Origin of the sequence: Bacillus sp. AFS098217, from assembly GCF_002551815.1 — a bacterium.
Classification (GTDB): Bacteria; Bacillota; Bacilli; order Bacillales; family Bacillaceae_G; genus Bacillus_A.
This window is the reverse complement of sequence record NZ_NVPR01000042.1, coordinates 46,419-58,312: the sequence shown is the minus strand read 5'-3', so window position 1 is coordinate 58,312 and position 11,894 is coordinate 46,419. Positions and strand designations below refer to the sequence as shown.

Here is an 11,894-nt window from a genome sequence, read left to right as displayed (position 1 = left end):
GATGGGAGAGAGCATCTGGCCATGCATAGAAGCGGTCAGTGCCTTTTTCCGCCCCATGCGAAATGAAAACAGAAAGAGCAAACGAGTGTAGCTTACTGTTTATTCTGCATAGCAGGGATTTAGATGTCGAAAAATGAAAATGGATTTATATAAATAACATAAGGAATCCATTTCATATAAACGTAGATTCCTTACAAAAAATCATTATTTCATTGTAACTTTCATTACTTCTGTTGCACCTTTTGTAGCTGATACACCTATGGTTGTATCGATAGATTCCGCTGCATCTGTGTTCGTAATAACGATTGGTGTGATTGTGCTCTTTGCTTTTTCACGAATTAATTCTAAATCGAAAGAAATTAATTTATCGCCTTTCTTAACAGCTTGTCCTTCAGCTACATGAGCTTCGAAACCTTCACCTTCCATTTTTACAGTTTCTAATCCAACGTGGATTAAGATTTCTGTACCATTTTTCGTTTTAATTCCAACAGCATGTTTTGTGTGGAATAATTGTACGATTTCGCCATCTACTGGAGCTACGACAACTCCTTCAGTTGGAACGATTGCAACACCGTCACCCATCATACGACCAGCGAATACTGGATCTGGTACTTCTTCAATATTTTTCACTTCTCCAGTTAATGGAGCTACGATTGTTTCTGCATTTGTTTTTGAACCAAAACCGAATAATTTTTTAAACATAGGATAGTCCTCCTTATAATTGGCTTAAAAACGTATATTTCAATCTGTAGTAAAGATTGAAATATACGTAAGACTTCATACTTCAAATACTATACTGTAAAAACGCTTTCGAAATAAATCGCATCATTACCAATAGAATCTTATTGTATCGCTTTGCAAAATTCCAGTCAATTCAGATTATCTGAATAACAATGAACTCCTTATCTTATATCTTCTCTGTTTTCTTCCTACTTATCTAGATATCTTGACAATATATTTGTTTTTTATAAATGATTTGTAAAATTTCTTCATGTTTTGATCGATATCAACTTGACTAAAGTAAGTAACTGATTTATTATAACTTACATAAGATAAGTAAATAACTTTTTGGAGGTTTTATAAATGATGAACATCGGTCTTCTTATTATTCGTCTTATTATCGGAATTACAATCATGGGTCATGGTACTCAAAAATTATTTGGTTGGTTTGGTGGCCACGGCCTGAAAGGAACAGCTGGCTGGATGGAATCAATCGGCTTACGTCCTGGCGTATTTATGGCATTTATGGCTGGAGCGACTGAATTATTAGGTGGTTTCTTATTCGCAGCAGGTATCTTTACTTGGGTTGGTGCATTATTTATCGTTGGTACAATGCTAGTTGCAATCTTTACAGTTCACGGTAAAAACGGCTACTGGGTAACACAAAACGGGTTTGAATATAACATGATCTTAATTGCTATTGCAGTTGGTGTTGCATTAACTGGACCTGGTGCTTACGTTTTACTTTAATCAACTATCTCAGTTTCAAAATATTTATAGATCCTAAAAGAGCAGCCCCCATTCTATACAAGATAGGGAGGCTGCTCTTTTTCTTTTTAAACCATTTACAAAAAGCGTCAAAAAAATATTTTTTTAGCAGGAGTTTTCCTTCATTATCTTGTAAACAAACAAAGAAGTATTCATATGAAGGAAGGGAGATTACAAATATGCTTTCGATTAACCCAAATGAACAAACAGAAAAAGATAATTATAAACTATTAACAGGGAGTATTATTCCGCGACCAGTGGCATTTGTGACTTCTATGACAAAAGATGGCGTTTTAAACGGGGCTCCATATAGCTACTTTAATATTGTTGCTGCTAATCCACCGCTCATCTCTGTTTCTGTACAACGAAAAGAAGGTGTGCGAAAAGATACTTCACGAAACGCAATTGAAAAGGGGGAATTTGTTGTACATATCTCCGATGAATCCTATGTGGAGGCTATTAACGCAACAGCTGCAAATCTCCCTCCAAATCAAAGTGAAATTGAATTAGCAAAACTAACTCCTATCGACAGTGATGTTATTTCAGTTCCAGGTGTAAAAGAAGCAAATATTCGAATGGAATGTGTATTAGAGCGTGTTATCCCACTCGGCGGAACAGAAGACTCCCCAGCATGCGACCTATTAATCGGCCGCGTTGTCCGTTTCCACATTGCAGAACATCTATACGAAAATGGACGCATTCATGCAGAAGAACTAAAACCAGTAAGCCGACTAGCAGGGCACAACTACGCAAAACTAGGAGAACAATTTGAACTTGTAAGGCCTATTTAAAAGTGGCGACGGCCCGTTCAGCTCTGACTGGCTAAGGTTCCTTCGCCCCAAAGGCGCTCTTTTCCTTTTGGGGCGGAAGGTTCTTAGACACGAAGAGCTTGCCGTCGGAACTGGATATCTTTAAAAGTGGAAGCGGCTCGCTTAGAATCGAAGGTGGATGGAGCCTCTGACATAGAGGCGACCTTTGCCTCGTAGGAAGACGCGAAGCCACCGACCATTCTTGCCGCTGGAACCAGATATACCTCAAAAATCCCCCGCCATTATAGGCGGGGGATTCATAAAAGAAGACAAAAAAGAATCAAAATTGGTCATTGCTCTCTCTAGCTATCATTGGTTATTAGTAACAAGTAACAGATATACTTTTCAACTTCACAGCTTCCGCTAGAGAAGTTTTAGACATGACTCCTACTCCTTTATTACACACGATTTTTTATTTAATTATACTTTCTCAGGCTTCTCTTCGAACGTAGGTACATTCTCTTTCTTTGGCTTTCCAAGCTTTACAACGAAGAAATATAAAGAAAGTAATGTAATTAGAAAAACGATTAAGAAGGGATACGGTGAAGAAAACATACGTGCTGTTTCTGTTTTACCCACAATAAATTTTAAAGAATCTATATCTAAGAACTCAGCAAACATCTGTACACCGAGCATACTAAACCAAAATACGAAAAAGCTAATAATGATACCAAAAATTTGTTTTATTCTTGTCATTCATATCATCCTTTCTATGTATATGGGCTATTTTATTATAACGAATATGAATAGAAACAATATGTCATACAGAAAGGAACTTATTTTACCATTCACGAATTAATTTAATCTAACCAAGTACTGCAGTTTGTAAAATAGCACCCCAAATGATTAGTCTACGCAGCCACCTTGGAAAAAAAGTTAACAGCTTAATATACCATTCCAACAATTTCTTCATACCCCTCACCTTTTCCTATTTTCTTACATAATAAAAGGGTTATACCGGAAAAAGAAGGATCAATCCAAAACCGACAAGAATGATACCGCCAAGTATTTCACCGTATGTACCGAGCATACGCTTTGCATGTCTCCCAATTAACAAACCAATCCACGCTAATATCATGCTAATGAATCCAAAGAGCAATATTGTTATAATCATTTGCGCTCCATAAATCCCAAGACTTAATCCAACCGAAAAGCTGTCGATACTCACACTAAATGCGAATACAAACAAACTAATCCCAGCAGGAGTAGACCTTGTATCTTCACTTTCTAAAATAGAAGAGTAAACAATATAAAAACCTAATCCAACTAATAAAATAGCCCCGGCAATCGTAGCAACTTGGCCAAATTTTTCCGATAAAAAGCGTCCAAGAATCATACCGAAAAATGGCATAAAAATATGAAACGCCCCTATTATCACACCGATATAAATAATTTGCCGCATTCTTAATGCTACCATACCCATGCCGAGGCTTACAGAAAATGCATCCATCCCTAAAGCGAATGCCATAATAATTAAAGGTACTAGTTGTTCAACCGTCATCCTTGTCCCTCCTCGGACGTGCTACTTCAAAATATGCTCATCCGAGGAGAAATAGAATCTATGAAAGTATTCTATTTATTAGAAAGACAAGTTACATACTCACCTACTCTTCAGTAATAATGTGATGTCCTGCCGCTTTCGTTAAGCGATTCATAATCGCATTCCCAATTCCTTCATTCGGAAATGATTCACTAAAAATAACATCTACTTTGCTTGCATCAAATGTTCTAAGTACGTCATATAATTTAGTCGCAACGGTTGCCAAATCACTTCTTACCCCACAAGATAATACAACATCCGCTTTATACACATGTTGATATTCCTCTGTCGTTAGTATACCGACTGTATATCCTTGTTCTTTCTTCTCATCCACAAGTTGTTGAATAAAATCACGAGATCCTTCGACAATACTAAGAGGTGCTTTCGGCGCATAATGCGTATATTTCATTCCTGGTGCTTTCGGTTTTTCGGTTTCATCCTTTAATGCAGGATCTAAAGAAACTGTTCCGATCACTTCTTCTAACTGCTCCTTCGTAATCCCTCCCGGACGTAAAATCGTTGGCACTTCACTCGTACAATCAATGACTGTTGATTCAACACCAACGCCTGTTGCACCGCCATCAACGATACCAGCAATTTTTCCATTTAGATCTTCATATACGTGAGAAGCAAGCGTCGGACTTGGTCGTCCAGAACGATTAGCGCTCGGTGCTGCCACAGGAACATTTGCTGCTTCGATAAGTGCCAGTGCCACTTCATGATCAGGCATTCGAACCCCAACTGTATCTAGTCCTGCTGTAACCTTCTCTGAAATCCCGTCTTTTTTAGGTAAAATAATTGTTAATGGTCCTGGCCAAAAGTGCTCCATTAATACTTCCGCAACTGGTGTAATTTCTCTTACAATCCCACTTAATTGTGATTTTGCACCAATGTGGACAATCAGTGGATTATCACTTGGTCTTCCCTTTGCTTCAAAAATTTTCGCAATCGCTTTATCGTTCATGGCGTTTGCCCCTAGCCCATACACCGTTTCTGTAGGAAAGGCGACCGCTTCATTTTCCCTTAATAATCTTGCTGCTTCTTGTAATTGTGGATAATCTTTTTTTGTTTCCACAACATTATCCACAACCCACATATTTGTATGCATTTTTTTCCACGTCCTTTTCTTCCATGAAATACTTGTCTATTTGTAGTTTACTATGAGATTTATCCAAAAGACAAACAAGGTTTATCCACAAAATGTGGATAAACCTGATTAATCAGTGGATAACTCTGTGAATAGCTGACAATTTAGTATTATTACATTCTGTTGTTTTATATTTTCACAAAAATGTTCTAGCTGTTTAATATCATCCGGAACTTTATCCTTTTCCACAGTTGTAAAGTCAAAAAACTGAAAGATTGTCACGGATTGTGGATGATTTGTGAGTAAATACAATTGCTGCATCCTTTTTTCTTTCATATACTGCAAAAACATTTCAAAAAAATATAAGAAGGTTTTATTATCCACAGTAGGTGTGAACAAACAAGAGCGAACAAGTGCATTCATTCCTTTTTGTTCATAACCAATGACAGCCTGTATTTCTCCCTCATCTTCCAATATCATAAATTGTTCATACAACTCATTTATTTTATCATCTTTTTTGTTAGCTTGTCCGAAAAAAGAATGTAATCTTTCAATATCAGCGTTTGTAGCAAAATAAGTCTTTTTCACAATAAATCCCTCCTCATTTCTATATATGAGAAGGGATGTACAAGTAGTACTTATTTAGAAAACAAAGAGGAAAATGCTTCTACAATAAACAGTTTTACTTCCGGTTCTTTTTCTTGCTCTTCTATTTCCACCGTTTGTTTTTGTTTCTGTTCCACAGGTTTTTCTGCTTTTTCCACAACTTCTTTTTCTTCTAGTTTTTCACTTCTCTCTTGGGCAGTCTTTGCATTTTTTACTTTCACGGCGGTTTGCACTTTTGTAGCAATTTCTTTTTCCGTTTCTTGCTTTGGAACAACTTCCTTATTTTGTTTTCTTACTTCTTGCTGTGATGTATTTTTTGCATTTGTTTTTTTCGATACTTCTTCTTTTTCTTGTTGTGGTACTACTTGTTCTTCTTCAACGGATTCTGCTTTTACAACATGCTCTTCTTTCTTTACAGCTGTTCCACTAGAGAAATCCAGAAAGCACATTGGCGGAAACAATACACACCACCAATTTGCTCCTTCACCCTTACCAATTGTAATCAGCACCGCTTCATATTCTCCTGCCGGATAAATGAAATTCCCGTATACTTTTGTAGGAAATTTTATATGTTTTCCAAATGTAACTTGAAATGATTCTTTACTTCCTTCTCGTTTTAACGTACTCGCAACTGTTTTTTCAATTTCTGGGATGTGACTCTGGATGACTTGGCGTGCTTCTTCAAACGATTTTAAATCGGCTACCCAACTATCAATTTGCATTTTTACTTCATCGCGCACTTTACGTTTTAGCGCTTGATCTTCATTTGAATCGCTATTCGCTAAAATGCGTAATCGAACCGCTTCCTTTGGAATAACAGCAGGTCCCTTTGCATCAGCTTTCATATATCCAAACTGCACAAGTAACTGTGCACCAATTAATAATAAAATAAAATAAGCAATCACTTGTTTTTTCATCCTCTGCACCGTCCCTTCTGTAAACAGTGTAGACACACTTACTTCTTTCTAAACTATTAAATTCTAAATCTATAGAAAAACTTTCAAGGAACCGATACAAACCTTTTCCTTTTTGAACGGGCGAGAGCGTCCGACCATGCATAGATGCGGTCAGTTCCTTTTTTTGCCCCATGCCATGTGAAAACACAAGGAGAAAATGAGCGGAGGTCTTCTTTTACTTTCATACCCGCGACTTGTATGCTAGGAGATATTTATGTATACATACAAATTGAAAAAACGATATAAGGCCTTTCTTTTTTTGATTGGAAGAGAGCGTCCAGCCATGCATAGAAGCGGTCAGTTCCTTTTCCTGCCCTATGCCAAGTTAAAACAAAGAGAGAAAACGAGTACAGGTCACCTTTTGTGCTTCGTGACAGCGACTTATGTGTTAAAAAGCCAAAATGGATTTATAAAAAAATGGAGTAAGGTTCTACCTTACTCCATTTCCGCAAATACCATACGATCTTTTCCGTTAATATCAAAAGCAACTTCTACATGAGCTTGTGGAAAGGCCTGCTCCAATAACCCTTTTACATCTTCCCCTTGCCCTACACCTACTTCAAAAGCAACAATTGCTTTTTTCTGTAACACCCTCGGTAACTCCTCCATAAAGCGACGATAAAAATCAAGCCCATCTTCTCCACCAACAAGTGCACGCTTTGGTTCATGCTCTTTCACAACCGAAGAAAGCCCTCTCCAGTCCTCTTCTGGTATATATGGAGGATTTGAAACAACAACATCTAACTTTTGCCCCGTTTCATAAAATGGCGATAATAAATCACCATGATAAAACGTCACATTCGCTCCTAACGCCTTTGCATTTTCTTTCGCAACCTCAATTGATTCCTGTGCAATATCTACTGTATACATATGAAGACCTTTATTTTCTAAAGCAAGTGTAATTGAAATCGCTCCGCTTCCCGTTCCAATGTCAGCTACATGAAGTTCCTGCTTACCAAACTTACGCTGGATTCTATTTAATACACCTACGATAAGCTCTTCTGTTTCTGGTCTTGGTATTAATACCTCTTCATTTACGAAAAATGAACGACCATAAAACATTTCGTATCCAAGCATATATTGAACAGGAATCCCATCAACATGTTTGTGGATAAATTCCGTAAAAGCCTTGTCTTGTTCCTCAGGTATCTCTTCACGCATGTTCATCATTAAACCTGTTCGATTCGTCTTTAATACATGACAAAGGACGATTTCTCCCGCATTTTCATCTCGTCCATTTTCTTGTAAAAAAGAAGAAGCCCATTTCAGGGCTTCATAGACACGCATTACTCAGCTGCCTCCATCTTTTGCGCTTGATCTTCCATCACTAAGGCGTTAATGAAATCATCTAACTTACCTTGTAAGATTTGATCTAGCTTTTGAATCGTTAAACCGATTCGATGGTCTGTAACACGGTTTTGCGGGAAGTTATACGTACGGATACGCTCTGAACGGTCTCCTGTACCAACAGCTTGCTTACGGTTTTGATCGTACTCAGCCTGAGCTTCTTGTTGGAACTTATCATAAACACGCGCACGTAATACTTTCATTGCTTTTTCTTTGTTCTTAATTTGTGACTTTTCATCCTGACAAGATACAACTACACCAGTCGGTAAATGCGTTAAACGCACCGCTGACATCGTTGTATTAACACTTTGTCCACCAGGTCCACTAGAAGCAAACGTATCAACACGAACATCTTTTTCATGAATATCAATTTCTACTTCTTCCGCTTCTGGTAATACAGCTACAGTTGCTGTAGAAGTATGGATACGTCCCCCAGACTCTGTTTCCGGAACACGTTGCACACGGTGTGCACCATTTTCAAATTTCAATTTTGCGAAAGCACCTTTACCGTTAATCATAAAGATAATCTCTTTATATCCACCTAATTCTGTATAGCTTGCCTCGATAATTTCAGTTTTCCAACCTTGCACCTCAGCATAACGGCTATACATACGGTATAAATCACCAGCAAATAAAGCAGCCTCATCGCCACCAGCAGCACCACGTACCTCCACGATAACGTTTTTATCATCGTTCGGATCTTTTGGAACAAGTAAAATTTTCAGACGCTCTGATAATTCCTTCTCTTGCCGCTCTAACTCAGAAACTTCTTCCTTTACCATTTCACGCATGTCAGCATCTAACTTATCTTCTAACATTGCTTTTGCATCTTTTAATTGCTCACGAACATCCTTATACTCACGGTATACCTCTACCGTTTCTTGAATATCAGATTGTTCCTTTGAATATTCACGAAGCTTATTCGAATCACTAATAATCTCTGGATCACTTAATAATTCGTTTAACTTCTCATAACGATTTTCTACAGCTTGCAAACGATCTAACACATCATTCACCTCAACATCCTAGTATCTAATATTATTAGTATATGGTACAAAATCAAAAAAACGCAAATTATTATTTTAAAAGCGTAGCCACCGACCATTCTTGCTGCCGGAGCTAGATATATTTAAAAGCGGAAGCAGCTCGTTCAGCTCTGACCAGCTAAGGTTCTTCCGCACACAAGGTGTTCTTTTCCTTTTGTGTGGAAGGTTCTTAGATGCGAAGAGCTTGCTGCTGGAGCTGGATACCTTTAAAAGCGGAACCGACCCGTACCACTCTTCATCTATTTTCGAAAAAAACCCGCTCTATGAAGCGAGTTTCACTTATCCTTGTTTTAGAGGTACTGCATGGCAATGACGACAGCGCGGCTCATACGACTCTGAAGCGCCAACTAAAATAATTGGATCATCAAATACAGCTGGTTCTCCATCGATTAAACGTTGTGTACGGCTTGCCGGAGACCCACATACAGAACAAACTGCTTGCAGCTTTGTTACATGTTCAGCAATCGCCATCAGCTGAGGAACTTGTCCAAATGGTAGACCACGGAAATCTTGGTCTAAACCGGCTACAATGACACGATAGCCACGATTTGCCAATATTTGCACCACTTCCACAATGTCCCCATCAAAAAATTGCACCTCATCGATTGCAATAACGTCCATGTCTTCTGTTATATGTTTAAATATATCCTTTGAAGCTGAAACAGGTACTGCTTTTACCTTTAATCCATTATGTGATACAACATCTTCTTCACTATAACGGTTATCAATACATGGTTTAAATACAATTGCATGTTGCTTTGCAAATTGTGTACGGCGTACACGGCGGATGAGCTCTTCTGATTTTCCAGAAAACATACTCCCGCAAATCACTTCAATCCAACCGTTTTGATTTATTAAGTACATTGAGCTCTCCTTTCATCCACTTTTATTATACAAAGTAGGGTAAAGGTTTAATATTTTCGCAAAAAAAACAGACAAGCGAATACATACACTTGCCTGTTTTATGTTTTTTATTACTTAAGACCGTATTTCTTGTTGAAGCGGTCAACACGTCCGTCTGCAGTAGCAAACTTCTGACGTCCAGTGTAGAATGGGTGAGAATCAGAACTGATCTCAACTTTTAGTAATGGATAAGTGTTTCCATCTTCCCATTCAACCGTTTCGCTAGATCCTTTAGTAGATCCGCTTAAGAATTTGAAGCCTGTGTTTGTGTCCATAAATACAACTTTCTTGTAATCTGGATGGATTCCTGCTTTCATTCTTTTCATCTCCTTCCGCCCTGAATCATTTTCGAAACAGAGTTTTTCATCTTTAGCTGCAATCACAACTATATTGATGAAACACATATGATGAAATTATAACAAGGCTAACTTCATTTTGCAACTACCTGTTTTTGTCTTTTTATAAATAAAAAGCGAAGGTGGCTCGTTTAGAATCACAGGACATTGGAGCTCCCGAGAGAGAAGCGCTTTTTACTTCAACTGATGAAGCGAAATGGCCGGAGATTCTTGCCGTTGCAGCTGGATATACATGAGCTCGCTTCGCTCTAACCGGTGAAATTCCTCTCACAAAAAGCATAAAAAAACTCGCTTAATATAATAAGCGAGTCCTCATCATTTCCCTTTACTTCGTTGTTACATATCTTTTAGAATCTGCAACAATGTTTTGTAAAAATTCTTCATTTGTTTTCGTTTGGCGTAGCTTACGTAAGGAATTTTCAACAAAGTCTGGTGTATCGCGCATTGTTTTACGAATGCCCCATAGCTTGTCTAAATGTTCCTTCGGAATCAATAGATCTTCTTTACGCGTACCAGAACGGCGAAGATCAATCGCTGGGAAGATACGACGCTCAGCTAACGAGCGATCTAAATGAAGTTCCATATTACCTGTTCCTTTAAACTCTTCGTAAATCACATCATCCATACGAGACCCTGTATCAACAAGCGCTGTTGCTAAAATTGTTAAGCTACCGCCTTCTTCGATATTACGAGCAGCCCCGAAAAATCGTTTTGGTCTATGGAAAGCAGCTGGGTCAATACCACCCGATAATGTACGTCCACTTGGTGGAATAACAAGGTTGTAGGCACGTGCTAAACGGGTAATACTATCCATTAAAATAATAACGTCTTTTTTATGTTCTACAAGACGCATCGCACGTTCTAATACAAGCTCAGCCACTTTAATATGGTTCTCTGGCACTTCATCGAATGTAGAACTTACCACGTCACCTTTAACAGAACGTTCAATATCCGTTACTTCCTCTGGACGTTCGTCGATTAAAAGTACAATTAATTCCGCTTCTGGATGATTCGTTGTGACACTGTGAGCAATTTCTTTTAACAAGATTGTTTTACCAGCCTTTGGAGGCGCAACAATTAAACCACGTTGTCCAAATCCAACTGGTGCCATTAAATCCATGATGCGTGTTGATAATTTCTTCGGCTCCGTCTCCAATTTCATTTGACGATCTGGATATAACGGTGTTAATGCAGGGAAATGCACACGCTCTTTTGCTGATTCTGGATCATCACCATTTACCGCTTCAACCTGCAGTAATCCAAAATAGCGTTCGTTTTCTTTCGGTGGTCGTACTTTACCAGAAACTTTATCTCCATTACGCAAATCGAAGCGACGAATTTGCGAAGCCGAAATATAAATATCTTCTGAGCTTGGAGAATAGTTGATTGGACGTAGGAATCCAAATCCTTCTGATTGGATAATCTCCAGTACACCTTCCATGAAAAAGAAACCTTCTTTTTCTGCTCGAGCTTTTAATATAGCAAAAATTAACTCTTTCTTTGTTAATTTGCTGTAATACGAAATCTTGAACTCTTTTGCAAGCTCATATAACTCTTTTAATTTCATGTTTTCTAATGCTGCAATTGACAAATTCATTTAGACACCACACTTTAATATTATTCTCTTTTCACATGGGTAAAGGGGAAAAAATACGGAAGGCAAATACATAGTAATGAAAGGCAATAAGTTCAAGTAGGGTAATATTCACTATTGTAACCTTTTTGTCTAGTTTTAATCAATACGTTGTAACACAAA

The 11,894-nt window shown here is 38.0% G+C and carries 13 protein-coding genes; 2 read left to right on the top strand and 11 right to left on the bottom strand.

The features are described from left to right. Positions 1–204 precede the first annotated feature (204 nt). Entirely contained in the window at positions 205–702 is a 498-nt protein-coding gene (locus tag COO03_RS12340) for a PTS sugar transporter subunit IIA (protein WP_097897473.1), read from the bottom strand. A gap of 381 nt (positions 703–1,083) precedes the next feature. On the opposite strand from COO03_RS12340, the gene COO03_RS12335 reads away from it, so the two are divergent. After that, complete coding sequence (locus COO03_RS12335) at positions 1,084–1,470, top strand: DoxX family protein (RefSeq protein WP_097897472.1); 387 nt, start codon at positions 1,084–1,086, stop codon at positions 1,468–1,470. Between the two features lie 197 nt (positions 1,471–1,667). Then, positions 1,668–2,279 carry a flavin reductase family protein gene (locus tag COO03_RS12330; RefSeq protein WP_097897471.1) on the top strand — a complete coding sequence of 204 codons (612 nt, stop codon included), beginning with the start codon at positions 1,668–1,670 and terminating at the stop codon, positions 2,277–2,279. A 438-nt stretch (positions 2,280–2,717) separates the two neighbouring features. Here COO03_RS12330 and COO03_RS12320 read toward each other — a convergent pair whose 3' ends face one another. The 10 genes from COO03_RS12320 to rho form a co-directional block, all read right to left on the bottom strand. After that, the gene (locus tag COO03_RS12320) at positions 2,718–2,993 is read right to left on the bottom strand and encodes a DUF3935 domain-containing protein (RefSeq protein WP_097897469.1); all 276 of its coding nucleotides are present in this window, start codon (positions 2,991–2,993) and stop codon (positions 2,718–2,720) included. A 256-nt stretch (positions 2,994–3,249) separates the two neighbouring features. Then, positions 3,250–3,798, bottom strand: coding sequence for a manganese efflux pump MntP (locus COO03_RS12315; RefSeq protein ID WP_097897468.1), 549 nt, complete (start codon positions 3,796–3,798; stop codon positions 3,250–3,252). 103 nt (positions 3,799–3,901) lie between these two features. Then, entirely contained in the window at positions 3,902–4,945 is a 1,044-nt protein-coding gene (locus COO03_RS12310) for an L-threonylcarbamoyladenylate synthase (RefSeq protein WP_097897467.1), read from the bottom strand. Positions 4,946–5,053: 108 nt separating this feature from the next. Continuing rightward, on the bottom strand, positions 5,054–5,512 hold the full coding sequence (locus COO03_RS12305; protein ID WP_097897466.1) for a mechanosensitive ion channel protein: 459 nt from the start codon (positions 5,510–5,512) through the stop codon (positions 5,054–5,056). 50 nt (positions 5,513–5,562) lie between these two features. Then, positions 5,563–6,456: a stage II sporulation protein R gene (gene spoIIR / locus COO03_RS12300; RefSeq protein WP_373605247.1), complete on the bottom strand. Its 894-nt coding sequence runs from the start codon at positions 6,454–6,456 to the stop codon at positions 5,563–5,565. Positions 6,457–6,921: 465 nt separating this feature from the next. Further along, a complete protein-coding gene (gene prmC, locus COO03_RS12290) occupies positions 6,922–7,773 on the bottom strand; it encodes a peptide chain release factor N(5)-glutamine methyltransferase (protein ID WP_097897463.1) in 852 nt (283 codons plus the stop codon). Then, positions 7,773–8,840 carry a peptide chain release factor 1 gene (gene prfA, locus COO03_RS12285; protein WP_141523333.1) on the bottom strand — a complete coding sequence of 356 codons (1,068 nt, stop codon included), beginning with the start codon at positions 8,838–8,840 and terminating at the stop codon, positions 7,773–7,775. Before prfA ends, prmC begins: the two co-directional genes overlap by 1 nt. Positions 8,841–9,158: 318 nt before the next feature. Further along, positions 9,159–9,743, bottom strand: a complete 585-nt coding sequence (locus COO03_RS12280) for a thymidine kinase (protein WP_097897461.1) — start codon at positions 9,741–9,743, stop codon at positions 9,159–9,161. A gap of 110 nt (positions 9,744–9,853) precedes the next feature. Beyond that, positions 9,854–10,099: a type B 50S ribosomal protein L31 gene (locus tag COO03_RS12275; protein WP_000643436.1), complete on the bottom strand. Its 246-nt coding sequence runs from the start codon at positions 10,097–10,099 to the stop codon at positions 9,854–9,856. Positions 10,100–10,463: 364 nt separating this feature from the next. Continuing rightward, entirely contained in the window at positions 10,464–11,735 is a 1,272-nt protein-coding gene (gene rho / locus COO03_RS12270; RefSeq protein ID WP_097897460.1) for a transcription termination factor Rho, read from the bottom strand. Positions 11,736–11,894 lie beyond the last annotated feature (159 nt).

Coding starts and splice junctions, on each gene's coding strand:
- COO03_RS12340 (WP_097897473.1), bottom strand. CDS start 702: ATGTTTAAAAAATTATTCGGTTTTGGTTCAAAAACAAATGCAGAAACA.
- COO03_RS12335 (WP_097897472.1), top strand. CDS start 1,084: ATGATGAACATCGGTCTTCTTATTATTCGTCTTATTATCGGAATTACA.
- COO03_RS12330 (WP_097897471.1), top strand. CDS start 1,668: ATGCTTTCGATTAACCCAAATGAACAAACAGAAAAAGATAATTATAAA.
- COO03_RS12320 (WP_097897469.1), bottom strand. CDS start 2,993: ATGACAAGAATAAAACAAATTTTTGGTATCATTATTAGCTTTTTCGTA.
- COO03_RS12315 (WP_097897468.1), bottom strand. CDS start 3,798: ATGACGGTTGAACAACTAGTACCTTTAATTATTATGGCATTCGCTTTA.
- COO03_RS12310 (WP_097897467.1), bottom strand. CDS start 4,945: ATGCATACAAATATGTGGGTTGTGGATAATGTTGTGGAAACAAAAAAA.
- prmC (WP_097897463.1), bottom strand. CDS start 7,773: ATGCGTGTCTATGAAGCCCTGAAATGGGCTTCTTCTTTTTTACAAGAA.
- COO03_RS12280 (WP_097897461.1), bottom strand. CDS start 9,743: ATGTACTTAATAAATCAAAACGGTTGGATTGAAGTGATTTGCGGGAGT.
- COO03_RS12275 (WP_000643436.1), bottom strand. CDS start 10,099: ATGAAAGCAGGAATCCATCCAGATTACAAGAAAGTTGTATTTATGGAC.
- rho (WP_097897460.1), bottom strand. CDS start 11,735: ATGAATTTGTCAATTGCAGCATTAGAAAACATGAAATTAAAAGAGTTA.